Origin of the sequence: Streptomyces sp. NPDC096311 (assembly GCF_044763085.1) — a bacterium.
Classification (GTDB): domain Bacteria; phylum Actinomycetota; class Actinomycetes; order Streptomycetales; family Streptomycetaceae; genus Streptomyces.
This window is the reverse complement of sequence record NZ_JBIWFN010000010.1, coordinates 34,164-58,301: the sequence shown is the minus strand read 5'-3', so window position 1 is coordinate 58,301 and position 24,138 is coordinate 34,164. Positions and strand designations below refer to the sequence as shown.

At 70.3% G+C, this 24,138-nt stretch carries 21 protein-coding genes and 2 pseudogenes; 9 read left to right on the top strand and 14 right to left on the bottom strand.

Going from position 1 to position 24,138, the window contains the following annotated elements; genetic code table 11:
- Nucleotides 1-29: 29 nt before the first annotated feature.
- Genes ACIRA5_RS25270 through ACIRA5_RS25260 form a run of 3 tightly spaced genes read right to left on the bottom strand, consistent with a single transcriptional unit; the run spans nt 30 to nt 3,418 of the window.
- On the bottom strand, nt 30-1,676 hold the full coding sequence (locus tag ACIRA5_RS25270; protein ID WP_403693958.1) for a hydantoinase B/oxoprolinase family protein: 1,647 nt from the start codon (nt 1,674-1,676) through the stop codon (nt 30-32).
- A 22-nt stretch (nt 1,677-1,698) separates the two neighbouring features.
- A complete protein-coding gene (locus tag ACIRA5_RS25265) occupies nt 1,699-2,163 on the bottom strand; it encodes a Zn-ribbon domain-containing OB-fold protein (protein WP_403693956.1) in 465 nt (154 codons plus the stop codon).
- A gap of 40 nt (nt 2,164-2,203) precedes the next feature.
- The gene (locus ACIRA5_RS25260) at nt 2,204-3,418 is read right to left on the bottom strand and encodes a thiolase C-terminal domain-containing protein (protein WP_403693954.1); all 1,215 of its coding nucleotides are present in this window, start codon (nt 3,416-3,418) and stop codon (nt 2,204-2,206) included.
- Between the two features lie 253 nt (nt 3,419-3,671).
- On the opposite strand from ACIRA5_RS25260, the gene ACIRA5_RS25255 reads away from it, so the two are divergent.
- A complete protein-coding gene (locus tag ACIRA5_RS25255; RefSeq protein WP_403693953.1) occupies nt 3,672-5,216 on the top strand; it encodes a class I adenylate-forming enzyme family protein in 1,545 nt (514 codons plus the stop codon).
- Nucleotides 5,217-5,266: 50 nt separating this feature from the next.
- Here the strand turns inward: ACIRA5_RS25255 and ACIRA5_RS25250 are convergent, their stop codons facing one another.
- The gene (locus tag ACIRA5_RS25250; protein WP_403693951.1) at nt 5,267-5,653 is read right to left on the bottom strand and encodes a nuclear transport factor 2 family protein; all 387 of its coding nucleotides are present in this window, start codon (nt 5,651-5,653) and stop codon (nt 5,267-5,269) included.
- A 195-nt stretch (nt 5,654-5,848) separates the two neighbouring features.
- Between ACIRA5_RS25250 and ACIRA5_RS25245 the strand changes: the two genes are divergently transcribed.
- Together ACIRA5_RS25245 and ACIRA5_RS25240 are read left to right on the top strand one after the other, a co-directional pair.
- The gene (locus tag ACIRA5_RS25245) at nt 5,849-8,197 is read left to right on the top strand and encodes a CoA transferase (protein ID WP_403693949.1); all 2,349 of its coding nucleotides are present in this window, start codon (nt 5,849-5,851) and stop codon (nt 8,195-8,197) included.
- On the top strand, nt 8,197-8,517 hold the full coding sequence (locus ACIRA5_RS25240) for a hypothetical protein (RefSeq protein WP_403693947.1): 321 nt from the start codon (nt 8,197-8,199) through the stop codon (nt 8,515-8,517). The genes ACIRA5_RS25245 and ACIRA5_RS25240 overlap by 1 nt, the downstream gene beginning before the upstream one ends.
- Before the next feature lie 62 nt (nt 8,518-8,579).
- Here the strand turns inward: ACIRA5_RS25240 and ACIRA5_RS25235 are convergent, their stop codons facing one another.
- Nucleotides 8,580-9,194, bottom strand: a complete 615-nt coding sequence (locus ACIRA5_RS25235) for a TetR/AcrR family transcriptional regulator (protein WP_403693946.1) — start codon at nt 9,192-9,194, stop codon at nt 8,580-8,582.
- Nucleotides 9,195-9,268: 74 nt separating this feature from the next.
- On the opposite strand from ACIRA5_RS25235, the gene ACIRA5_RS25230 reads away from it, so the two are divergent.
- On the top strand, nt 9,269-10,096 hold the full coding sequence (locus ACIRA5_RS25230) for an SDR family oxidoreductase (protein WP_403693945.1): 828 nt from the start codon (nt 9,269-9,271) through the stop codon (nt 10,094-10,096).
- A 361-nt stretch (nt 10,097-10,457) separates the two neighbouring features.
- Here ACIRA5_RS25230 and ACIRA5_RS25225 read toward each other — a convergent pair whose 3' ends face one another.
- Together ACIRA5_RS25225 and ACIRA5_RS25220 are read right to left on the bottom strand one after the other, a co-directional pair.
- On the bottom strand, nt 10,458-11,885 hold the full coding sequence (locus ACIRA5_RS25225; RefSeq protein WP_403693944.1) for an amidohydrolase family protein: 1,428 nt from the start codon (nt 11,883-11,885) through the stop codon (nt 10,458-10,460).
- Nucleotides 11,882-12,298 (bottom strand): hypothetical protein, encoded by a 417-nt coding sequence (locus ACIRA5_RS25220; protein ID WP_403693943.1) that lies wholly within the window; start codon nt 12,296-12,298, stop codon nt 11,882-11,884. Before ACIRA5_RS25220 ends, ACIRA5_RS25225 begins: the two co-directional genes overlap by 4 nt.
- Before the next feature lie 121 nt (nt 12,299-12,419).
- On the opposite strand from ACIRA5_RS25220, the gene ACIRA5_RS25215 reads away from it, so the two are divergent.
- A complete protein-coding gene (locus ACIRA5_RS25215) occupies nt 12,420-13,469 on the top strand; it encodes an enoyl-CoA hydratase/isomerase family protein (RefSeq protein ID WP_403693941.1) in 1,050 nt (349 codons plus the stop codon).
- Between the two features lie 113 nt (nt 13,470-13,582).
- Here ACIRA5_RS25215 and ACIRA5_RS25210 read toward each other — a convergent pair.
- The 4 genes and pseudogenes from ACIRA5_RS25210 to ACIRA5_RS25195 all read right to left on the bottom strand — a co-directional run.
- Nucleotides 13,583-14,191, bottom strand: a pseudogene (locus ACIRA5_RS25210) (LuxR C-terminal-related transcriptional regulator); the annotation flags it as partial.
- A gap of 492 nt (nt 14,192-14,683) precedes the next feature.
- Complete coding sequence (locus ACIRA5_RS25205) at nt 14,684-15,274, bottom strand: TetR/AcrR family transcriptional regulator (RefSeq protein WP_403693940.1); 591 nt, start codon at nt 15,272-15,274, stop codon at nt 14,684-14,686.
- Nucleotides 15,275-15,534: 260 nt separating this feature from the next.
- On the bottom strand, nt 15,535-16,269 hold the full coding sequence (locus ACIRA5_RS25200) for an alpha/beta fold hydrolase (RefSeq protein WP_403693938.1): 735 nt from the start codon (nt 16,267-16,269) through the stop codon (nt 15,535-15,537).
- Complete coding sequence (locus ACIRA5_RS25195; RefSeq protein ID WP_403693937.1) at nt 16,269-17,120, bottom strand: SDR family oxidoreductase; 852 nt, start codon at nt 17,118-17,120, stop codon at nt 16,269-16,271. The genes ACIRA5_RS25200 and ACIRA5_RS25195 overlap by 1 nt, the downstream gene beginning before the upstream one ends.
- Nucleotides 17,121-17,211: 91 nt before the next feature.
- Between ACIRA5_RS25195 and ACIRA5_RS25190 the strand changes: the two genes are divergently transcribed.
- Both ACIRA5_RS25190 and ACIRA5_RS25185 read left to right on the top strand, forming a co-directional pair.
- Nucleotides 17,212-17,631, top strand: a complete 420-nt coding sequence (locus tag ACIRA5_RS25190) for a winged helix-turn-helix transcriptional regulator (protein ID WP_403693935.1) — start codon at nt 17,212-17,214, stop codon at nt 17,629-17,631.
- A gap of 1,083 nt (nt 17,632-18,714) precedes the next feature.
- Nucleotides 18,715-19,375: pseudogene (locus ACIRA5_RS25185) on the top strand (DNA-methyltransferase); the annotation flags it as partial.
- 110 nt (nt 19,376-19,485) lie between these two features.
- On the opposite strand, the gene ACIRA5_RS25180 reads toward ACIRA5_RS25185, so the two are convergent.
- The 3 genes from ACIRA5_RS25180 to ACIRA5_RS25170 form a co-directional block, all read right to left on the bottom strand.
- Nucleotides 19,486-20,151 (bottom strand): hypothetical protein, encoded by a 666-nt coding sequence (locus ACIRA5_RS25180; RefSeq protein ID WP_403693933.1) that lies wholly within the window; start codon nt 20,149-20,151, stop codon nt 19,486-19,488.
- A gap of 122 nt (nt 20,152-20,273) precedes the next feature.
- On the bottom strand, nt 20,274-21,107 hold the full coding sequence (locus tag ACIRA5_RS25175) for a class I SAM-dependent methyltransferase (protein ID WP_403693931.1): 834 nt from the start codon (nt 21,105-21,107) through the stop codon (nt 20,274-20,276).
- Nucleotides 21,104-22,105, bottom strand: coding sequence for a carboxymuconolactone decarboxylase family protein (locus ACIRA5_RS25170; protein WP_403693930.1), 1,002 nt, complete (start codon nt 22,103-22,105; stop codon nt 21,104-21,106). The genes ACIRA5_RS25175 and ACIRA5_RS25170 overlap by 4 nt, the downstream gene beginning before the upstream one ends.
- A gap of 216 nt (nt 22,106-22,321) precedes the next feature.
- Here ACIRA5_RS25170 and ACIRA5_RS25165 point away from each other — a divergent pair, with 216 nt between their 5' ends.
- Complete coding sequence (locus ACIRA5_RS25165; RefSeq protein WP_403693929.1) at nt 22,322-23,434, top strand: sensor histidine kinase; 1,113 nt, start codon at nt 22,322-22,324, stop codon at nt 23,432-23,434.
- On the top strand, nt 23,431-24,099 hold the full coding sequence (locus tag ACIRA5_RS25160; protein ID WP_352044622.1) for a response regulator transcription factor: 669 nt from the start codon (nt 23,431-23,433) through the stop codon (nt 24,097-24,099). Before ACIRA5_RS25165 ends, ACIRA5_RS25160 begins: the two co-directional genes overlap by 4 nt.
- Nucleotides 24,100-24,138 lie beyond the last annotated feature (39 nt).

Sequence of the window (24,138 nt, the reverse complement as noted above, 5' to 3'; positions counted from 1 at the left end):
TCGGTTCGGGGAGGTGTCTGGCACGGCCGTCAGCCGGCGGCCGCGGGCGGGGCTCCCCAGCCGCCGCCACCGCCGCTGCGGAAGCGCAGCAGGGAGCCCGCGGAGAGCCGCTTGTCGGAGTCCCGCTCGGGGGGCGACTGCCACTCGGTCTCGCCGGCGGGCAGGATGTGGACCCCGCCGAGCTCGCCCGGCTGCCCGTCGGCCAGCCCCTGCGCCGGATGCGTCTGTTCGCCGAGGTTGATGTAGCCGGCGTCGGCGAGCAGTTCGGTGACGCGTTCCACGCCCGGTCCGCCCCGGTGCAGTCCGGCCCCGCCCGAGTCGCGGCGCAGCCGGAAGCTGTGCACGACCACGGGGGCGGTCTTCTCGATCATCTCGATCGGGACGCTGGGGAAGTCGCCGAACATGAGGTTCTTCACCGGCCCGAACCCGTCGGCGTGCCGGTCCGCGCCCAGACCGCCGGAGAAGTCGCCCGCGTGGGCCATCCACCGGGTGCCGTCGGGGTGCTGTCCGAGGATGCCGGCGGCCGCCTGGGAGGCGAAGTGCGAGGCCGGCACGAGGTCGGGGTGCTGCTGTCCGATCGCGTGCAGGAACAGGTCGATCAGCAGCGGGACCATGGCGTTCCACTGGCAGATCGGCGCGTTGGGCCCGGCACTGGCGATCGTCCCGTCCGGGATCACCACGTCCAGCGGTTCGAAGAAGCCGTCGTCGACCGGCCAGTCGGGGCCGAAGAGGAGCTTGAAGGCGACGCGGATGGAGGCCGCGCCGCCGCCGTCGGCACCGCAGTTGATGGGCAGCACCGTCTGCGGTGGCAGACCCGACAGGTCGACGGTGACGCGGTCGCCGGCGATGGTCAGCCGCATCGTGGAGGTCAGGTCGACCGTGATCCCGTCCGCCTGGAAGGTCCAGGGCTTGGTGGCCTCGTACGCGCCGTCGGGGAAGGCGGCCACCTGGCGTCGCGCGTAGGCCGCGCTGGCCAGCAGGCTGTTCTCGATCAGCTCGCGGACCTGCCGGGGCGTCCAGCGCGAGGCGATCCGCTCGGTCCACCGCAGGGTCGCCAGCTTGCAGGCCGCGACCTGTGACATCAGGTCGCCGGTGAGGGCCTCCTTCTGCCAGGTGTTGGCCTGGATCGTCGCCAGGACCTCGGGCACGATCTCCCCGCGCCGCATCACGCGCAGACCGCGGTAGCGGGTGCCCTCGTGGAAGACGCTGCGCGAGGCGTACGAGATGCCGCCCGGCACCATCCCGCCCAGGTCGGCCCAGTGCACGAGGATCGCCACATAACCGACGAGGCCCTCGGCGTCGTACAGCGGTGAGGCGAGGATGGTGTTGTTGATGTGCTCGCCGGTGACGTCGGAGAAGTTGGTGACCAGGACGTCGCCCGGGTCGAGGTTCTCCTCGCCGATGATCTCCACGGCGTCACGGACCGGACGCCCCAGCACCGACACGAAGATCGGGATGCTGGCCTGCGACTGTGCGAAGAGCCGGAAGTCCCGGGTCAGGAAGCCGACGCTGTAGTCCTTGCACTCGTAGACCAGGGGGGAGTACGCGGTCCGGGTGATGTTGATCTCCAGCTCCTCGCCGATCGAGGCGACCGAGTAGCGGAAGATCTCCGGTTCCAGGGCGTCGCTCGATGTGCGGGCCGGCGCCGGGTTCTGCGTGTTCGGGGTGGCACTCATTCGACGGCCTTCCTCGCGCGCTCTAGGCCGCGTCCTGGCGCAGCCGGAACAGCGGTAGCGTCTGGCCGGACTCGGCGCTGTCGAGGAAGACGACCTCGACCGGCGAGCCGATCGCGACCTGGCTGGGGTCGCCGATGATGCGGGCGGGGAAGTGCGGGCCCTCGTCCAGGGCGACGATGGTGATGGCGTAGGGGACCTCGCCGGCGAACGCCATGTCGACGACCTGGTTGATGACCAGCATCGCGAAGATGGTGCCGCGGCCGCTGCTGGGCACCCACTCCATCACGTCGAAGTCGGGGATCTCCGGGTGCCGGTCGCAGACCGCGTACGGGAACCACCAGCTGCCGCAGCGCGAGCAGCGGCACAGCTTGAACTCGTGCTCGTTGAAGCCCTGCCAGAAGGGGGCCAGGTCGGGATCGATGTTCTGGATCTTCCGGTGCACCCAGTCGCCGAGCTTGGCCTCGCTCTGGGTCAGTACGGTTGCCATGGTGCGTCTCCTCTACGGCCGATTGCGGGGGTGGCGGGGTTCAGGACAGGGTGTTGCCGAAGATGGCGGTTCCGTTGATCGGGGCCATGTAGGGGAGCACGTACTCGCCTCCGCTGCCGTTGGCCATCGCGATCTCGGCACCCTCGATCTGGTTGTCACCGCGCTCGCCGCGCAGCTGGCGCACCGACTCGATGATGTTGCCCATGTCGCCGATGTGGTAGCCGGAGAGCAGGCCGCCGTAGGTCTGCATCGGGATCGAGCCGCCGGGTGCGGTGGCGCCCGACTCGATGAACGCCCCGCCCTCGCCCTTCTCGCACCAGCCGTAGTCCTCGGCCCAGAAGATCATCTCGATCGTGAAGGGGTCGAAGAAGTTCGCCAGGTCGATGTCGGAGAGCTTGATGCCGGCCTGCCGCATGGCGACCTGTCCGGCGTGGCGGGCGTCACTCTGGGTGTAGTTGGTCTTGTTCCACCAGATCTCCCGCACCCCGTCGCCCAGACCGACGCCCTTGATGTAGATCGGCTGCTTCCTCATGTGGCTCGCCCGGTCGGCGGACGTGACGATGAAGGCGGCGCCGGCGTCGGCCATGACGCAGTGGTCCATGAGCCGGTACGGATGCACGACCATCCGTGAGTTCATGTACTCGTCCAGGGTCAGCTTCTTCTCGTAGAAGCGGGCCTCCGGGTTGAGGTTGGCCCAGGCCCGCCCGGCCATCGCGACCGCGCCCAGCTGCTCGGGCGTGGTGCCGTACTCGTGCATGTGGCGGGAGGCCCACCAGCCGTGGACCGTGGCCGCGCCCGGTGCCGCGTAGAAGCCGAGCTCCTCCAGACCGGTCTGCGAGTCGCCGCCCACCGACCAGCGGATGATCTGGTTTCCCTCGCCCTTGGTCGCGGAGTGAGTGTCCGAGTAGGCGGTCGTACCGACGGTGATCAGTACGTTGGTGGCGTTGCCGGTGGAGATCGCCTCGGTGGCGAGCAGGATGGCCTCGATCGTGCTGGCGCCGCCCCGGAAGATGGGGATGAAGAAGTTCGTCCGGAGGCCGATCTTGCGCGAGTAGCCGTCGACTCCGTTGCCCCGCGGGCCGACGTGGATGGCTCCGTCGATGTCCTCGCGCCTCAGGCCCGCGTCCTCGATCGCCAGCCGGGCGCCCCAGGCCTCCAGCTGCTGGGCACTCTTCCCCTCGCCATGGGTCCGGGTGGTCGGCGTCTGGCCGATCCCCACGATCGCGAACTTGTCGCGGTACTCATCACTGCCCATCGCTGGCTCCTCTTCCTCGCTGCGTTGCGGGTGGCCTGCTGATTGGATCCAAGTGTCACATCCACAATCGTGTTGATGAGGCTACAAATGCTCGATGTTCGCGTCAAGGTCAAAGGTCGTATGGACGCTCCTGATCATGCAAAATTGCAGCTCACAGTATTTTTCTGTTCATCTTGGTGGGCGTGTGGCATCCTAAAATTGGATCCAAAATTGTTCCGCGCCACTTGCTGACCACTGAGGGAGGCCCGAGCGAATGGGTCTTGAAACGCTCCTTGACGTCACGGCTGGGGTCGCTCCGGACCGCATCGCACTCGGAACCCGCGAGGACGGCATGAGCTTTGCCGGACTGGCCGCGCGGGCGAGGGGAGGTGCCACGCTGATCCGCGCGACGGGCGCCCGCCATGTGGTGCATCTCGGCGTGAACGGCCCGGCCTTCGCCTGCGCCGTGTTCGCCGCCGCGCTCAGCGGTGTGCCCATCACGCCGCTCAACTACCGGCTCCCCGACGACCAGTTGCTGGAGCTGCTGGCGGAGCTCCAGGAGCCGATGGTGCTGGCCGATCCGGACATGGTGGACCGCGTGCGCTCCAGTGGCGCCGAGGTGATCGCCGCCGACGAGTGGCTGAGCCGGGCCGCCGCGACCCCCGCGGCCGAGCCGGCCGAGGTGACGGACGACTCCGTCGCCGTCGTCCTCTTCACCAGCGGGACCACCTCCCGCCCCAAGCGGGTGCTGCTGCGCCACCGCAACCTGCTCGCCTACGTGCTGCAGACCGTCGACCTGCTCGGGGCGGGGGAGGACGAGTGCACGCTGGCGAGCGTGCCGCCGTATCACGTCGCGGGTGTCGCCTCCGTGCTCAGCAACGTCTACGCCGGGCGCCGCGTCGTCCACCTGCCCTCCTTCGCCCCGGAGCGCTGGCTCGACCTGGTCAAGGCCGAGGGCGTGACGAGCGCGATGCTCGTGCCGACGATGCTGACGCGGATCGTCGACCACCTCGGCGACGCGGCGGTGGACGTCCCGACGCTGGCGACGATCGCCTACGGCGGCGCCCGCGTGTCGCCGACGGCGCTGGAGCGGGCCCTGCGGCTGTTTCCCGGCACGGGATTCGTCAACGCCTACGGCCTGACCGAGACGAGCTCCACCATCGCGCTCCTCGGGCCCGAGGACCACCGGGCGGCCGGCACGTCCGACGATCCGGCGGTGCGCGCGCGGCTGGGCAGCGCCGGGCGCGCGGTGCCGGGTGTCGAGTTCCGAATCCGTGACGAGGAGGGGCAGCCGCTGGGCCCCGGCGTCCTGGGCGAACTGTGGGTCCGGGGGCCCCAGATCTCCGGTGAGTACGCGGGCATCGGCAGCCTCCTCGACGCCGACGGCTGGTTCCCCACGCGGGACCGGGCGATGCTCGACGGCGAGGGATACCTGTTCATCGAGGGCCGCTCGGACGACACCATCATCAGGGGCGGGGAGAACGTCGCGCCCGCCGAGGTCGAGGACGTCCTGAGCCGGCATCCGGCGGTGGGCGACGTCGGGGTCGTCGGCGTACCCGACGAGGAGTGGGGGGAGCGGATCGCGGCCGCGGTCGTCCTGCATCCCGGCGCCGTGGTCACGGCGGAGGAGCTGAGGGCGTTCGCGAAGGGGTACCTGCGCTCGTCACGGACGCCGGACGAGATCGTGGTGTGGACCGAACTGCCGTACACCGAGACCGGCAAGCTGCTCCGGCGCAGGATCGCCGCGCGGCTCGCGGGGGAGGGCGGCATCGGCGCGGCCGGGCCCGGCCCCGCCTCCGCGAACGTCCAGGGACGGTAGCCGTGGCCCCCCGGCCCACGGCTACCGTCCCTGGAACGCGGACCGCGCGGTCAGACCATCCCGTTGTCGTTCGCCGCCGACTCCGGGACGGGCTGGAAGACGGCCCAGTGCTCGACGATCCTGTTGTCCTCAAGGCGGAAGTAGTCGGCCACGGCGATGCCCAGGTCGTCGGGCGACCGGGTCACCAGGGAATGCGCCGCGACCATGTCCTCCTCGGCGATGAGCCGCCGGATGTCGTGGTGCACCTGCTGGCCGTCGGCGACCTGCTTTCCGACGAACTCGACGAACGCCTCGACCCCGTCCCGCTCGCCCGGGTAGTGCTGGACGTACCGCGAGCCCACGTAGAGGTCCACCGCCCGCTGCGGCTCGCCCTCGTTGAACGCGAGCTCCACGAACTCCTTCACGACACGTTTGTGCTGCTCCAGGTCATAGGTCACAGTTTCCTCCGCTCAGCGCTGTATGGATCCAAATTATGGATTCACGCTATGGCGCCACCTGTGTGACGTCAACGCTCATGGGCTATTGAAGGGGAAAGCGTGCACGGGGCTTTGACGCACCAAGGGGCCACTGTTAGCTTCACCGGATACGATAATTGGATCCAATCTGCGGACCCAAGCCAGGAGGTTGGTCCCATGGGCCCTCTCGACGGTTATTTGATCGTGGACTTGTCCGAACGCTCGGCGGCGGCGGCGATCGCCGGCATGGTGTTCGCGGACTACGGCGCGCGGGTCGTGCGCGTGGAACCGCCCGGCGGCGACCCGGTCCGGGCGCTGCCGGCCGCCCGGGTGTGGCTGCGCGGCCAGGAGAGTGTGAGCGAGGACGGCCTGAGCGAGGCGGAACTCGCACAGCTGTGCCGTTCGGCCGACGTGGTGATCGACACCGCCCAGGCCTGGTCCGGCAAGAGCTTCGCCTACCGGCCGCCGGTCCCGGAACGGCAGGTGTACTGCCTGCTGACGGCGGAGCCCGCGCGCGCGGACGACGTCGCGGCGGGAGTGCGCCCCGCCGAACCCGTCTACGGGGAGCTGGCCGAGGCCAAGTACGGGTACATGTACATCCAGGACGGCATACGCGAGCCACCGGTCTACGTGGGTGTGCCGCACGGGGTGTTCGGCGCGGCCTGGCTCATCCAGATCGGGGTCCTCGGGGCGCTGTACGCCCGGGAGCGGACGGGCCGGGGCCAGGTCCTGACGACCTCGCTCGTCGACGCCCTGGCATTCCTGAACAACCACCGCTGGCTCGGCGGGGGCGAGCCGCCGCTGGAGGCATGGCCGAACCGTTCCACCTTCACCCGGCTCGGTGACTCCCGGATGATCCTCGCGATGATGGAGTGCGCCGACGGCTGGATCCAGTTCAACACCGGAGCCAAGGGCGCCTCCAACAACTTCTTCCGGCTGCTCGGCCGCGAGGACCTGGTGGATCCCCAGACGGACCTGAACCCCTACAGCCCCTTCCCCAGCCATGAGATGGCGGACGAGTTCTGGGAGTTCATGCCCGGCGAGTTCAAGAAGCGGACCGTGCAGGAGTGGTGGGAGGCGCTGTCGGACGCGGGTGTGTCGACGATGCCGCTGCTCGATCCGGGCGAAGCCCTCTCCCTTGAGCAGGCGCTCGTCCAGGGCATCGCGCACGAGACGTCGGACGGCGCCCAGTTCGGCCTGCCCTGGCGGTTCGAGCGGACACCCGGCCGGGTCGGTGCGCCGCCGGCCGAGGTGGGCGCGCACAACAGCGCGCACCACCGGCCGCCCGTCCGCGCGGCGGCCCGCCCGAGCGAGGGGGAGCGGCAGCGGCCCAGCGGCCGGGGCCCGCTGGACGGGGTGACGGTGCTCGACCTCGGCGTCTTCATCCAGGGACCGCTCTCCATGCGGCTGCTCGCCGACCTCGGCGCACGAGTGATCAAGGTCGAGGAGACGGCACTGACCGGTCAGGACATTCCCGGCCACTCCATGGGCAACAACCGCGGCAAGGAGAGCCTCGCCCTGGACCTGAAGTCACCGGACGGGCGGGAGCTGGTGCTGGAACTGGCCAAGAAGGCGGACATCTTCCACCAGAACCAGCGGTTCGGAGCGATGGACAGGCTGGGGCTGGACTACGACACGGTGCGGGAGGTCAATCCGAAGCTGATCTACTGCCATGCCTCGGGGTACGGCAACCTCGGGCCGTGGGCGTCGCTGCCGGTGTTCGGGCCGATGCCGGACGCGCTGGCCGGTGCCTTCCGCAGGAGCGGCGGCGAGGGGAACGAGCCCGTCCACGCCGTCAGCCACGCCGACTACGGCGCGGCGCTCAACGGCGCCGCGGGGGTGCTGGCGGCGCTGGTCGAGCGGGAGCGCAGCGGCCGGGGCCAGTTCGTCGAGACCCCGCAGTTCGGCGCGTCGATGCTGTGGATCTGCGACCCCTACCGTGCGGACGGCAAGATCGTCGAGACCTACCCGCTCGACGCGCAGCAGCGCGGGCACGCCCCGACCAACGCGCTGTACCGCACCCGGGACGGCTGGCTGCTGCTCGCCTGCCACGACGAGCGCGAGTGGGCCGCCGCGCAGGACGCGCTCGGCGCCGAGCGGCGGGAGAGCTACGTCCAGGCGCGCGGCCGTGCCTTCTCGGCCGAGGACGACAACGGCCCCCTGGCCCAGGCGTTCGCCGCGCTGGACACCGCCGGCGCGCTGGCCTGCCTGGGCGAAGCCGGCGTGGCCTGCGCCGAACCGCAGTTCGTCATCCCCGAGATGCTGCTGCACACCGACGCGGCGCACATCGGGCCGCTCGTCGCGCACCGGCACCCGGTCAGGGGCGAGATGTTCGACGTCGGGCGCCCCTGGCGCTTCTCCGCCGCCCCCGACGACCCCCCGCGGCGGCCACCCGTGCCGGGTGAGCACAGCCGCGCCGTCCTGCACGAGCTCGGCATCGCACCGCAGCGAATCGAGCAACTCCTCGACAATGGCGTCGTCGCCCAGGCGCGCACGATCGCCGCCGGACCCCTCGGAGAACGATGATGAGTGCCGAAACCACCACCCTCACAGTGGCAACGCAGCTCTACAGCGCGGTCTGCAGCACCGCGGTGATCGTGGTGCGTCCGCCCAGGAGCGATGTCCGGCTGACGTGCGGCGGCCGTCCGATGCTGGCGAAGGCGCCCACGGCGCCGGACGGCTCCCCGGACCCCGCCCTCGCCGGGGGAAGTCTGCTCAGCAAGCGTTACCTCCACGAGGCGAGCGGCCTTGAGGTCGTCTGCGCCAAGGCCGGCGACGGCACCCTCGCCGTCGACGGCGAACCGCTGAACCTGCAAGGACCCAAGCCCTTGCCGAGCAGCGACTGACGCGCCGCGGGCGTCGACGTATCCGCCCCGGGCCCCGGCTCCGGCCTGCCCGGCTCTGCCCCTCAGTTCCGGGAGGGGGCAGGGCGGAGCCCTGCGAGCAGGATGTCGAAGAGTGCGTCGGCTCGCTGTGGGGAGGCGGCGGCGTTGCCGGTCAGGAGTTGGAAGAGTACGGCGCCGATGACGGCGTCAGCGACGGCTTCGACGTCGGCGTCGGCACGTAGCTGTCCGGAATCCGCGGCGGAGCGGAGCCGTTCGACGAGTGCTGCGTGCTGAGGACCGGTCAGTTGCTGGTAAAGGACCTCGGCGTCGTGGGGGTTCTCTGCTGCCGCGGCGGTGAGAGCGAGGGCCAGCGGGACATTGCGTGGATCCGTGGCCACCAACGTGTACCGGTGGAGCCAGGCGCGCAGGTCCTGCTCCGCGTTGCCCGTGTTGGGCGGGGCGAGGTCACGGCCGGGCGTGGTCGACAGCAGGCCGTCGCGGACCGCATCGGCCACGAGGGCGCCTTTGGAGCGCCAGCGCCGGTACACGGTCGGCTTGCCCACTCCGGTCCGAGCGGCGACACCTTCCATCGACAGCCGGGCGTACCCGTTCTCGACGAGCAGTTCCCGTGTGGCTTCCAGGATGGCCTGGTCCGCGGTCGCGCTGCGTGGTCGGCCTCGCCGACGTACCTCTCCCATGTCTCCACCGTATATGCCGGGTGTAGCATTCATTTACGGAACGGACCGTAAAGTAATTAAGCGAGGGCACATCCATGAGCGTCAACGTGCTGGTCGTCATCGGTGTCGGTGGGATGGGGCAGAGCATCGCCCGACGGCAGGGTGCGGGCAGGGAGGTCCTGCTCGCCGACTTCGACGAGGACGTACTGAACACCGTGGCCGAAGCGCTGCGAGGCGAGGGATACGGGGTCGTCACGCGCCCTGTCGACGTCTCGTCCCGCTCGTCGGTGGCGGCCCTGGCCAAAGAGGCGGCGGACCTCGGCAGCGTCACCGAGGTCGTCCACACCGCGGGGCTCTCCCCGGTGCAGGCAGCCCCCGCTGCCATCCTTGAAGTGGACCTGCTGGGCGTGGCTCTGGTCCTGGAGGAGTTCGGGCGGGTCGTCGCTCCTGGCGGGGCGGGCGTGGTCATCTCCAGCATGGCCGGCCACATGGCCCCGCCCCTCGATGCCGCGCAGGAGCGGGAACTTGCCCACGTCCCCGCCGACGACCTGCTCGACCTGCCCTTCATCGACTCGGAAGCCACCGGCGTCAGCAACTACGCTCTCGCCAAACGTGCCAACCAACTCCGCGTCCAAGCCGCCGCCGCGCACTGGGGGGAGCGCGGCGCCCGGATCAACTCCATCAGCCCTGGGGTCATCTCCACGCCCATGGGACAACAGGAACTGACCGGCGAGAGCGGCACCGCGATGCGCGCGATGATCGCCAACTCGGCAGCCAAACGACTGGGCACACCGGGGGACATCGCCGACGCGGCCGCGTTCCTGCTCGGTCCGGCTTCCACCTACATCAGCGGCACCGACCTCCTCGTCGACGGAGGCGTCATCGCAGCCCTGCGGTCCGGTCGTTCGAACCCGTCCACCTGACCGGCGCCCGGGTGGCACTGTTTCTGACCGCCCACCAAGGCTCACAGGGCCGACGGGCCCCGGGTGCCGGGCCGATCAGCCGTCGGCTCGCGGACAGGCGGTTTCTCGTCGAGACAGCGGCAGCACCGACGGCACGGTCATGCCGCCCGGGGCGACGAGGACCGGCCCGTCCGGCACGACCGCGGAGGAGAGGCCGCGTGTCACGCCTTTCGCGGGCCCCGCGAACCCTGGGCTGTCCCGACTTGACGACCGCTGACACGGCTGTGCGCGTGATACCGCATGCCCACCGCACAACCTGACCCGACAGGACCCGTCCCGACAACGACTGACGGCCCACGGCTCCCTGACGAGACCGTCGCCCTCAGCCGGACACTCCTTGGCCCGACCACACCACGCGACCGGTGATCAGCGTGGCGGCCACGAGGTCGGCCGATGGCTGGGCCAGCGCCTCCGCACGGGGCACGTGCAGCTGGACGAGGTCGGCGGGCGACCCCGGTGCGATCCTGCGCCGGGCCCCGCCCGGCGTCGCGGACGAGGAGAAGTAGGTCTCCAACGCCCGCTGGGCGGTGAGCCGTTCGCCCGGGACGACGATCTGCCCCGACCCGGTACGCCGCCGCACCGCCGCGTCGATCACCGTCCACGGGTCGACGGGTCCGTACGGAGCGTCGCTCGACAGCGCGACCGCGACTCCGCTGTCCATCAGTGACCGCGCTCGGTAGAGGTCGGGTTGGTCCGCGGCAGGAACGTCGCGCAGGTAGTCGTCACCTCGGTGCGCGATGAAACCCGGCTGGGTGACCACCGCCGGACCGAGGTCCCTCAGACGGGGAATCAGCTCGGCGGGCACCAGCGAGGCATGTTCGATCCGGTCACCCGGCACCGTACCGGCATGGTCCAGGGCGGCGACCAGGAGGACGAGGGACTCGCGCGTCACGCAGTGCACGGCCACCGCCCGGCCCGCCCCGTGGGCCGTACGGACCCGGTCCACCAGCAGGTCCAGGTCCGGCAGTCCGGAGTCCGCGAGGACGATCTTGTACGGCCCGACGGTCGGAGCACGCGGGGCGCGCGGCTCGGTCCAGCCCAGCGGCGCGCCCAACAGGCGGACATGCTGGGGGAGGGCACCGGTGCGCATGGCCTGACCGATGGCGTCGAGCGCCGTTGTGTCCAGGTCAGGAGTCGCGTCCGTGACGTGGGTGATGCCCAGGCGGGCCAACCGTGCGCCGACGGGCCGTAGTTCGGGCGGCGCGGTGGCGGGCCAGCGGGACCGGAGCCAGTCGTCGGCGCGCCACAGTCGGCCGCTCGGACGGCCCCGGGCGTCCCGTTCGACGCCCGGATGAACGGCACGATCGAGGTCCAGCGACCGGGCTCCAGCGCTGTTGACCACCCACAACGCGCCGCTGCGGTGCTGTAGGCGCACGGGCCGGTCGGGGTGCAGGCGGTCCAGGCCGGCGGAGTCCAGGAGACCGGCGACCTCCTCGCTGTACCCGATGCCGCGCACCCATCCGCGATCGTCGGACGGCGCCCGCGACAGCGCTTCGGCCAGCGCCTCCCTGCCGGTCACCGACGGCGGCCCGCAGAGCACGGAGCGGTCGGCGGCCGCCATGGCGTGCAGATGCAGGTGATGGTCACAGAGACCGGGCAGCAGGGCCCCGCCACGGGCGTCGAGCACGTCCTCGCCGCGGTGGACGGTCAATCCCGCACCGATCTCCAGCACCGCTCCGTCCCGGATCCGCACGTCCGTCGTGATCCGACCGTGGAGTTCGGCATTGCGGATCAGCAGTCCCGGCGTCATGGCAGCGGGATCCGCAACTCGCGCAGCACCTCGGTGGTGTGCGCGCCCGGTTCGGGTGCGCGGCCGGTGACGGACCGGCGGCGCGGCGCGGCCACCGGTATCAGTCCGCTGGAGGTTTCGACCGCCCAGCCCCCACCGTGTCGTCGGGCCGCCGGAGTGGGGGTGTCCGGAGGCGCCGTGAGTGTCGAGGCGACCACCTGGGACATCGCGACGTCGAACAGCCGTCCCCGGCCGTTCTCGGGCGCGGACAGGGCGAGTTCGGCGGCGACCAGACCGGTCAGCGGGTCGGCGAGGGCGTCGCCGCAGAACACCGGCGCCCGGTCCACGTCGTACGCCACGAGGCCCGCGCCCGCTGTCATCACACCGCTGCGGGCCCACTCCGTCACATTGGCCTCGAACTGCTCAGCCGCCACGACGCCGATGTTACGCTGATCACAGACTCCGATGTTCTTGTCGTACCGGAGTTTTGGGACTGCCGGATGAGGACACGTGAGGCCATCGCTCTCACCAACACGTTCAGACATGGCAGGCCGGATGTCTGTCGCGGAACTGGCCGACGGAGCCGCTGCGGCGCCCGAGCTCGATCCCGAGGGCCGGGTGACGGATCCCCTGCTTCTCGTGGATCTCGACATGCCCGCCGGGCCGACCTTGCTGCGCGCGGCGCGCGACGCCGCGTACGCCACCGAACGGATCCTTGTCGGTGTCTGTTCGCAGGAACCCCCCACCGATGCCTGGCGTGAGCTTCTCACCGCCCTGGACATGACCCTGCTGCCGCAAGCGGCCGTCGCGCCGTCCACTCCGTGTGTCCTGGTGGCGGACCCGGCGATCCAGGCCACCCGGCTGCAATCCGCAGCGGCCGTGAACCCGCAGGCCGCCCTCGTATTGACGCAGGTGCTGCGAGCGGGCACGGAACTCGGCGTACGACCGGCCCTGGATCTCGAGTCGTTCGCCTACTCGACCGCGTTGGGCGGCGACGAGTTCCGCCGCTGGCTGGCCCACCGAGGCCCCCGCCCACTGCCGCCGACCGTGGAGACGCCCCCGGTCCTGGTCGAGCGGCACGGGGATCTTTTGTCGATCACGCTCAACCGGCCCGAGCGGCGCAACGCCTACAGCCGTCAACTGCGCGACGCGCTTGTCGACGCGTTGCGGGTGGCGGTGCTCGACGAGAGCATCAGCGCGCTGACGCTCGAAGGCGCGGGTCCCGCGTTCTGCTCGGGAGGTGATCTCGACGAGTTCGGCACCGTCCCGGACACGACGACCGGACACTTCGTCCGCAGGTTCGCCGGAGCGGCCGAGCTGATGCACCGGACGTCCCGGCGGACGACGGTGCGGCTTCACGGCGCGTGTGTCGGAGCCGGTATTGAACTGGCTGCGTTCGCAGGCCGCGTGGTGGCCACCCGGGACACGGTCATTCGGCTTCCCGAAGTGGGCATGGGCCTCATCCCCGGCGCGGGCGGTACGGTCAGCATTCCGCGCCGGATCGGCCGTTGGCGCACGCTGTATCTCGCGCTGTCGGGTGTGGGGCTCGACGCGGCCACGGCTGCGCGGTGGGGGCTCGTGGACGAATTGACCGCTCGGCCCTGAGAGTGTCCTTGCCGCAGGCTCGGCACAGTGTCGGCGCCACTCGGTCGAGGCGCGGCGCTCGTGGACCGCCTTAACGGTGGCTGGACCACTCCCGACTCGTATGCGAAGACGACGGCCTCGACCCTGGCCCGGGCCCCGATCTTGGCGAAGATGCGGCTGACATGGGATTTGACCGTGGTCTGCGCGATGGAGAGCCGGTCGGCGATCTCTGCGTTGGTCCAGCCGGCGGCCACGGCGGTGAGGACGTCGCGTTCACGCTCGGTCAGTGCGGCAAGTTGGAACTCCCGTTCAGGGGCGGCCTCGACCGGCGGCTGCGCGCGAATGGCCTCTATCAACTTGCGGGTCAGTCTGGGGGAGATCACGGCGTCCCCCGCGGCCACGGCACGGATGGCCGAGCTCAGTTCGGCAGGGCGCGTCCCCTGGAGCAGGACGCCTCCGGCGCCGACGCGCAGAGCCGCGAAAGCATGGGAGTCGGGACCGCCATCCGTCAGGATCAGTACACGGGAAGGGCTGCCGGGTCTCATGATGGCGCGAGTTGTCTCGACGACGTCCATGCCGGCGTGCATCAAGACGACATCGGGACGCAGTGCGGCGGCCATGCGGACCGCGGTGGCGGCCGTGGCTGCCTCGCCGATCACGGTCAGATCGGGCTCGGCCTCGAGGAGCATACGGAGGCCGATGCGCCGAAGGCCTTGGTCGTCGACCAGAATGATGCTGCACATGGGGGTGCTCCTTGCGAAGGGAGGGGGCGATCGCGATGGGGCGGAGCCGGTGGCCCCGGCGCCGAGGTGGGCGGCACGCCGTGGCGGAGCCCATGGCGTGGTGGACCGTCGTGCCGACGGCACACGTCGAGAGGTCAACCGGAATCCCTCAGTTGAGCCGGACAGCGGCTGGGACGATGACCCGGCCGCGGACCCCCGGGGCAGGAGGAACCGCGGCCGGGCCGTTCCCCGCGCCATCCCCGTCCCCACGGGCGGCGCGGACCGGGTACGCAGGCCGCTCACCGTGCATACCCGGGGCATGGGTTGTGATCGTCGGACGCGTACGGACTGTGAAGCTTCCGAGGTCCCGGTAGAGGCTCGGCGCCGTGCGCCATGTGCAGGACGGCGTCGAGGGATCACCCGGCGACGTGAATGGTGCGCGCCGGGTGGCTGTCTTCGGCTGTGCGGGGACGCGGAGGAGAGGAGCCCCGGCCGACACGGCCGGAGGAGGGGTCAGACGCCGAGAGCGGGGAAGATCATCGCTTCCACGTACCGCTTGAGTTCGGCCCGCGACATCGGTGCGTCCGTGAGCATGGGGCGGGAGATGACAATGCTGACCAGCATCTCCGGGACAAGGTCGATCGCGGGGTTGTCCTCGGGGACTTCGCCTCGGGCGACGCCCCTGAGCAGAATGCCGCTGATTCCTTCGATCGCGGGGGCGATCATCACCTCTCTCATGGTGCGGCGCAGTTCCGGCTGGTCGTAGATCGCGCGGCCCACACCGAGGCGAAGTGCCGCATCCATCTCGATCTCCGTCTCGTCCGTCTGCGCGACGAGCTCGCTCAGGTCGCCGCGCAGTGAACCGGTGTCGATGGTGTCGAACGTGATCGGCGTGCGGTACCGCAGGGCTTCGGCGACCAGTTGCGGCTTGCCTCCCCACTGCCGGTAGAGAGTGGCCTTGCTGGACCGGGTGCGGGTGGCGACGGCCTCCATGGAGAGCCCGTCATAACCGACTTCGCGCAAGAGGTGAAGGACGGCTTCGTAGAGCTCGGCCGCGCGCATGGGAGTCATACGGTTGCGACGAGTGGTCGCCGGCTCCGACATCGCTCCTCCTTGCATCGAAACGGAATCGTTCCGAAACGGTTCCGTTTCATCTGATGTCGACAGGCTAGCCGTCGCGCTATAGAAACGGCACCGTTTTCTTTGTGATGCACATCGCATTACTGTGTGTTTCCCATGTTCCCCGCCGAGGGCGGCGGTGGTATGGGTGATTGCCCCAAATCCACTTGGATGAAGGGGGGTTGGGTACGAACGGCGGAACAGGGCACGCCGTCTGAACGGCGTACCCCGTGGTGATGATCCGGCTAGGCGGCGTAACTCCTGATCTCGTTGAGGAGGGTCGCCAGTTGGGCGGGGCGGCCGGCCATGACGGCGTGGCCGCTGTTCAGCGTGCGGACCTGGCAGACGCCGAGGTTGTCGATCATCCGGTCCTGCGTCTTCGGTGGCACGGCCCGGTCGCGCAGCAGTTTGACGTATGTGCGCGGGATGACCTCGTCGGAGGGCAGGTCGTCGCGGGACACCTGCTCTGCGCTGAGCCGGGGTGCCTCTGGCACCAGGCGGGACGTCAAGAAGGCCGTCTGTTCTGCATCCATGCCGTTGCAGAGCATACGGCGGGCCAGTCTGGGGCCCATGGGCTTCGGCTGCGCCCCGGCGCGCGGCCGGGGACGCAGTCGGGCTGCGAGCCGTATCAGGGACGGCATCTCGTCCTCCATGGAGCCCCCCTCGCGGGGGATGGAGCTCGCCAGGAACACCAGGTGCGCGATCCGGTCGGGCCGCCGGGCCGCCACCCCCGGAATGGTGAGGCCCGCCATCGAATGACCCACCAGTACGACGCGGTCGGCCTCGCGAAAGGCGTCCAGATCGGCGATCGCCGACTCGACGAAATCGGAGATCGACAGCCTGGTCAGATCGGCCGGACGCGCATTCCGTCCCGGGAGGTCCATGGCGAGAACCGGGCCATCGAGGCGCGGTGTCAGCCACTCCCAGGACCGGGCGTCCAGCCCGCCACCGTGCACGAGCACGAACCCCAGGCCGCTCATTACTTCAGCGCGGACGCGATCGAGTCCGCGATGGGCGTGGTCGGACGTCCGATCAGCCGGGAGAGGTCACCAGGCGTCCCGGCCAGGTGCCCCTGGGCGATGGTCTCGCCGGTGCCCGCCATGATCCTGGCGTACAGCTCGGGCATTCCCGTGCTGATCAGCATCTCGGCGAACTGGTCGGTGGTGAGCGCCCGGTAGACGACCTCCTTGCCGGACTGCCGGCTCACCTCGGCGGCGAACTCGGCGAAGCTCCACGCGAAGTCGCCGCTCAGCTCGTACGTCCGGTTCTCGTGTCCCGCGCCGGTCAGGACCGCGACGGCGGCGGCCGCGTAGTCGCCACGCGTGGCGGACGCCATACGCCCGTCACCGGCCGCGTGGACGACGGCGCCGTGCTCCAGCACCTGGGGCAGCTGATCGGCGAAGATCTCGCTGTACCAGTCGTTGCGCAGCAGGGCGTATGGCAGTCCCGACTCCACGACGAGCTTTTCGGTGTCACGATGGGCCCGCGAGAGCGGGTCCACGTGATCGCCGAAGGCACTGGTGTAGGCGAAGAGCGCCACTCCGGCCGCCTTGGCGGCGTCGATGACGACCTTGTGCTGGGCCACCCGGTCCTTGTCCATCTGGCTGCTGGAGATGAGCAGCACCTTGTCGCCGGCCGAGAACAGGCCGTCGAAGGTCTCGGGCTCGTTGTAGTCGGCGACGGCGATATTGACACCGCGGGCCGCGAGCTCGGCGGCCTTCTCGTTGGTGCGGACGACGGCGGTGATCTGATCGGCGGGGACCTTCTCCAGCAGGCCCTCCATCACGAAACGGCCCAGCTGTCCGGCGGCGCCGGTGACGACGATGCTCATGATGAGGTAACTCCTTGTCACGGGTTGTGCGGTCAACCCTAGGAGCCTTGATCACTCAGCGTGAGTACGCACTTTGAAGTACGGTACTGACATGGCTGTTAGTACCGCAGCGGGCAGCGCGGTAGCCGGCGAGCCCATCGCAGGCGAGCCCCTCTGCCCCCAACGCATGGTCATGGAGCACCTCACCAGCCGCTGGGGAGTGATGGTCCTGATCCGACTGCTGGAGCGCTCGCACCGCTTCAGTGAACTGCGCCGGTCCATCAGCACGGTTGGCCGGGTCAGCGAGAAGATGCTCGCGCAGACCCTGCAGAACCTGGAGCGGGACGGGCTGGTGCACCGTGATGCCAAGCCGGTCATCCCGCCTCATGTCGACTACTCGCTCACGGACTTGGGGCGGGAGGCCGCCGAGCAGGTCCGTGCGCTGGCGCTGTGGACCAATGAGCGGATGGACGATGTGCAGAAGTCGCGGGCGGCTTACGACGTGGCCAAGGGGCGCGCATCCGGGTTCTGAGGGCTCACAAGTCCACCTCGGTTCTTGGGGCTGTTGAGTCGGTGTCAACCGACCTCCCTGGCGGGCTCTGTCGTCCACGGCGGGCCCGGGTGCACGTCCTCGGCCGAGGACGGGCCATGGCCGCCCGCGACGTCGTTGACCGGTGTAACGAGATGGTGTGGTGATCCGCTTGGCGGACGCACGTGCGGGTGACGAACTACCCGATGCGATACGGGGGCAGTGACGGTGTGCCCGCTGCCCGCCATCGGGGTGTCCGGGTAGCAGAACCGTGCATGGCTGAAGGCAGAGCGCACGTTTCCTCGCTGGCGCAGGAGCGCTCCCCGTCTGATGTCTGTTCCTGCTCGGCTTGCGAAGTACCACTGGAGCGGCCGGCGACAGGGGGGTGGCTCCGTCCGGGGAGAGTGCGTCGAGGACCAGCGTGGCGTAGCGTCGCCAGCCGCCCTCGGCGGGTTCCAGCGGCCACAGGACTCCGACAAGCATGATCATGATCCGGCGGAGGTCGTCGACAACGAGATCGTCCCGGATGACACCGACCCGCTGTCCCCGTTCTGGTAGCGGTGCAAGGGGGTCGAAGAACATCGCGGTGGCCTCCGCGGTCAGGACGTCGGCGTCCTTGGCTGCGGACACCATGCTGTACTCCCGCCGAGGGCGGCTTAGCTGCTGACTCCCGGTCGCTGGACCCTCAATGGAGTGCGGCAGCCAGCCGCACTCGTAATCTCACGCGCCACATGGGAAATCCCCTTACCCGGGTTGGAGATCGGTTGACGGGGTGCCAGGTGTGCTGTCGCTTGTACGGGACAACACACACCAGCACAGCTCAACGGGGCCGGAACGAGATCCCGTCCTGCGAACACGGCGAGACTGTGGAGACGAATTCCGACCGCACCGAACGACCCTTCCTGCGGGGTTCATGGTGGGAGGGGGGCTATTGGGTGCGGCCGGAAAACGGCGTTGACCTCCAGCGCATTGCTCGCCCCATGCGGCTGCGCATGCAGTTTCCCGGAGCGGCCCATGCCTACGTGCGCTGCGTTCCGTCAAAGGGGAAGCACGCGCACAATCCCTCCGAAATGAGAGAACCGCGCAATGCCGTACACCTTGCACCGAGGCGACGCGCTGACCGCCCTCGCCGGCATCCCAGACAACAGCGTTGACGCTGTGATCACCGATCCGCCCTACAACAGCGGTCGCCGAACGAGCGGCGAGCGCACGGGCCGCTGCGCGCGCGAAGTACACGTCGGCCGACGCCGAGCACGACCTCGCGAACTTCCCCGGTGAGAACCGAGACCAGCGCAGCTACGGCTTCTGGCTCACGTTCCTGCTCACGGAGTCCTACCGAGCGACCGTCGAGTCCGGCACCGCGCTCGTCTTCACGGACTGGAGGCAGCTCCCGTCCACGACCGACGCGCTCCAGGCGGCCGGGTGGACCTGGCGCGGCATCGCGGCGTGGCACAAGCCGGTCTCCCGCCCGCAGAAGGGCAGGCTCAAGCAGTCATGCGAGTGCATCGTCTGGGGCACCAAGGGGCCGGTTGACGCCAACCGGAACCCGGTCTAGCTGCCAGGCCTCTACACGGCGAGCCAGCCCCGGAAGGACCGCGTGCACATTACGCAGAAGCCCGTGGAAGTGATGCAGGAACTGGTGAGGATCTGCCCGCCGGCCGGTACGGTCCTCGATCCCTTCACCGGCTCCGGGACGACCGGCGTCGCCGCTCTCCGAGAAGGCCGGCAGTTCAGCCGCCTACGGCTGGGCGGTCGGACTCGGTACGTCGATGGTCCTGTACCTGACGCTGATGCTGCTGCGGGGCAAGGAGAAGACCGCCGTCTGACGCGTGAGCGAGGACAGCCGTCGGAGAACGGTCAGCCCTTCTGGCCGTTCTCCAGCGTCGCCACCACGTCCTTGGCGGCCTTGATGGCCCCCTTGTTGATCTCGTCCGTACTGGGCGCCTTCTTCGTCTCGAAGTTGCTGCCGTTGTACGTGACGACCACCAGCGCGTTGGACGCGCGGACGATCACCACTCCCTCGCGGGTCTGCTGCTTGTCCGTGGTGGTGAGGTTCACGACCGAGTAGGCCGAGTCGCCGAGGCCGGGAACCGCCCCGCCGCCGCTCTTGTCCGCGACGCGCCCCGTATAGGACTTCTGTGCCGCTTCGTCCGAGTCCTTGATCTCGTACGAGACGTCCAGCCAGTGGTAGTCGAAGCCCTTGAGCGCGTTCCAGGAACAGGTGCGGCGCACCGACTTGTCGGTCGACGGAATCTCCTGGCCGGCCGTCTTGGCGCCCGGGACAAGGGACTTGATCGTCTTCTCCGTCACGCCGGTGCAGGGCGCGGGGGCCGCGGTGAACGTCTTCGCGACCGCCGTCGCCGCGGGGCCCGACGGGGACTGCGTCGCCTGGGGCGACTTGTGGTCGGTGGCGGCCGGAGTCGTCGTCGACGTGCCGGACGACATGACCCAGCCCGTGCAGGCGAGGACCGCGACCGGCAGCAGGCGCGCGGTGAGGGCGAGTGGCAGAGGAAGAGAATGCACGGCGCACTTCTCGTGGGGGACGGTGCGGAGGGAGTCCACACTGCGGACGGAACGCCAGTCTCACATGACTCACTGTGGGGCGGAAGTGCCAACTCACTCCGTGCCTGTGTGGTGACAGTGACTCACTGGGAACCGTCTGTCCGCCACTTCGCCGTCACCAGCCACACCGCCGCCCGGAGTCGAACGCCGCGATCCGTCTCATAAGGGCGCAAGGTGTCCTCCAGGGCGGCGCGCGTGTCGGCGTCGACCGTCCGGCCGGGCGTGCGGGAAAGGATGAAGCCGACGGCGTCCGCGGCGTCGCGCCCCCATGTCGTCGCCGCCGCGACCGGAGTCACCGTCACGTCGTCCCACCCGCGCAGAACCTCGCGGATGCGCGCCGGGTCGGACAGGGAGGCCATGGCGGCCTGGACGGCGATCGTCGCGGCGTCCGGTTCGTCCAGGAGTTTTCCGAAAAGGCTCAGGGCGCGTGACTCCTCCACCTCGGGACCGGCGGCCTGTGGACAGACGAACGCGAGCCGCCCGCCCGGCCGCAGCGAGCGCGCCAGGTTCCGGAACGCCGCCGCGTGGTCCGCGAAGAACATCACTCCGCCCCGGCTGATCAGGACGTCGTATCCGGCGGGCGGGAAGGGGTGGATCTGGGCGTCGGCGAGCTCGTACGCGACGTTGGTGACCCCCTCCGCGGCGGTCGTCGCCCGGGCCTGGTCGAGCAGGGGGGCCGAGATGTCGACCCCGACCGCGTGCCCGTGCGCCGCCAGCCGGCCCGCGATCCGGGTCGTCGCACCGGCCCCGCAGCCGACGTCCAGGACGCGGTCGCCCGAAGCGATCGCCGCCGCGTCGAAGAGCGCGGTGTTCAGGCCCGACACGAGCGTGTCATAGCGCTCGTGACGGCTCGCCCAGTGGTTGCCGAGAGTGCCGTTCCAGGCCCGCGCCTGAGCGGAGTCGGCGATCTGTGTCATGAGGTCTCCTCGGCGGTGCGGACGGGAAGCGCGCTCTCGATCCGGTCGACGGCGGCGAACGCGCCGTACGCCACCAGATGCACCAGACAGTGGTCGGTATGGATGGGTTTACGCCAGGCCGTCACGTCCTCGTCCGTGATCCGGTACGGGGCCAGCGCGGCCAGCAGCGCGAGCCGCGCCCCGGGGCGCGAACGGTCGGGCAGTGCGTCCCACGCGAGCGGCGGGTGCGAGCCGTCCCAGTCCCGGAGCGTCTGACGTACGAGGATCCGGTCGGCCTCGTCGAGCAGACCCTCCCCCTCGGTGGCGGCGGCCCGCAGCGCGGCGTAGGCCGGGCCGACGGTGGTCCCGCGCGCCCAGTCCGGACCGGGCCCGGGGTCGTCGAGGAGTTCCAGGCCAGCACCGGGCGCGGCTCGCCGACGCACCGTCCGGGCGACGGACCGCCCGGCCAGACTCCGCACCGCCCGGAACCGTTGCACGTTGCCGGGCAGCAGACTCTCGGTGAGCAGCGCCGACACCACGCGGTTGATGAAGTGGAAGGACAGGGCGGTGCCGATGTAGGCGGGGGCGTGCGCGACGGGGAAGGGGTACGGCGCCAACTCGGGCGCCCCCGGGGTCCGGGTCGCCCCGCCCCATGCCAGCACACGCGCGTGCTCCTCGTCGGCGGGGGTGTCCCCGCGCGCCACCGTCTCCGCGAGCCGGTGGTCCCCGGTCGCGTGCAGCAACATCGTGTGCGCGTCCACGCAGAACGGGCACCGGTTGGCGACGGACACCCCGAGCGCCGCGAGTTCCTTCCCCGTCCGGCTGCCCTCGCCCGCGATCAGCGACTCGCGCATCAACGCCCAGGCGGAGGCCATGAGACCGGGAGCGGGCGAGAGCACGACGAAGGTCACCGCGCGCTCGATGCCGAAGTCGTCGGCGAGCTGGGCGTAGACGCCCGCGACACGGCCGGTGGCGGACCCGGGCGGAGACGGGGTGGTGTAACGGAAGGGACTGGGCATGGGACACCTCCTGGTGGGGAATGAGCGCGGGGCCGCCGGGGCGGCCGCCAACGCCACCCTCCTTCAGGGAGCCGTCTCCGGTCGTCGCCCACCCGAAGGCATCCCGAGCTACCCCCACCCGCCCCCCGCGCGCCGTGATCTACTCCAGCCGGAGTACGCCGGGCCCCCTCCACAGGTCTGACGCCACGGTCCGAACAGCCGTCTATCGTGCGGAACATGGCGTTGGACCAGGGTACGCGCAGGCACCTGACCGACGCGGCCCTCGCGGTCGTGGTCGGTGCCCTCGTCATGACCGCGGCCGCGGTCGACGACGGCGCGAGCCCCGCCGACTACGCGCTGATCACCGTGGGCTCCCTCGCCCTCGCGGCCTACCGCCGCGCCCCGCGCCGGGTACTCGCGGTCAGTACGGTCACCACGACGGCGTACGTCCTGCACGCCCACCCCGGCACCCTCGCCGCCCTCCCCGTACTGAGCGCCGTCCACACGGCGGCCCGAGCGGGTCACCGAGGAGTGGCGGCGCTCGCGAGTGCCCTGTTCCTGGCGGCATTCGTGACCACCGACCTCACGGCACGCGCAAGCGCCGAGCGCTCCCTCCTGCTGGCCGGCTGGTTCCTTTGCGCCCTGGTGACAGGCCTCGCCGACCGCAACTGGCAGGCGTATCTGCGCCAGACGGAACAGCGCGCGATGGAAGCCGAACGCACCCGTGAGGAGGCGGCCCTGCGTCGGGCGGGCGAGGAACGGCTGCGGATCGCCCGCGAGTTGCACGACTCGCTCACGCACAGCATCTCGATCGTCAAGCTCCAGGCCGGCGTCGCCGTCCACCTCGCCCGCAAACGCGGTGAGGAGGTCCCGCCCGCCCTGCTCGCCATCCAGGAGGCGGGCGGAGAGGCGATGCGCGAACTGCGGGCAACCCTCGAGGTGTTGCGCACCGACGAGCCGACCGGCACCCCCGCGCTGCTCGTGGAGCGGGCCCGCGCGGCCGGTCTCGCCGTGGAGCTGACGGTGTGCGGCGACGAGCGTCCGCTCACGGCGACGGTGGACCGTGCCGCGTACCGCATCGTCCAGGAGGCCCTGACGAACGCCGCGCGCCACGCGGGACCCGCCAAGGTGGCCGTCCAACTCGACTACAGCACCGACGACCTGACGATATCCGTCGACGACGACGGCGGCGCCGACCCGTCCCGTCCGCACACCCCCGGCATCGGCCTCACCGGCATGCGTGAACGCGTCACGGCCCTCGGGGGCACCCTGCACGCCGCACCGCGCACGGAGGGCGGCTTCTCGGTGCGCGCCGAACTGCCGCTGGGCCTACCGGAGCAGGTGCCGTGATCAGGGTCGCACTCGTCGACGACCAGGCGCTGATGCGCGCAGGCTTTCGCGCCCTGCTCGACGCCGAGGACGGCATCGAGGTCGTGGGCGAGGCCGCCGACGGCCGGCAGGGCCTCGCGCTGGTGCGCGCTTCCTTGCCGGACATCGCCCTCGTCGACGTACAGATGCCGGTGATGTCGGGCATCGAGGCCACCCGCCGTATCGCCGCCGACCCGGAGCTGTCCGCCGTACGCGTCGTCATGCTCACCAACTACGGCCTGGATGAGTACGTCTTCGAGGCGCTGCGGGCCGGGGCCAGCGGCTTCCTGCTCAAGGACACCGAGCCCGCCGACCTGCTCCAGGCCATCGAGGTCGTCGCGCGGGGAGAGGCGCTGCTGTCCCCGTCCGTGACCCGCACCCTGATCGGCGAGTTCGTCGCCCGGCCCCCGGACCGGGCCACCGCGCCCGGCCTGGAGTGCCTCACCCCCCGCGAACGTGAGGTCACGGCACTCGCCGCGCGCGGTCTGACCAACGAGGAGATCGCCGCGCACATGGTCATCAGCCCGTTCACCGCCAAGACCCACATCAGCCGGGCGATGACGAAGCTGGGCGCCCGTGACCGGGCCCAACTGGTGGTGTTCGCCTACGAGTCGGGCTTGGTGACAGCGCGGGGGAGCGCGAACTGAGGGGTGCGTGACGGCCGCCGTGGACGGCACGTACCCCCG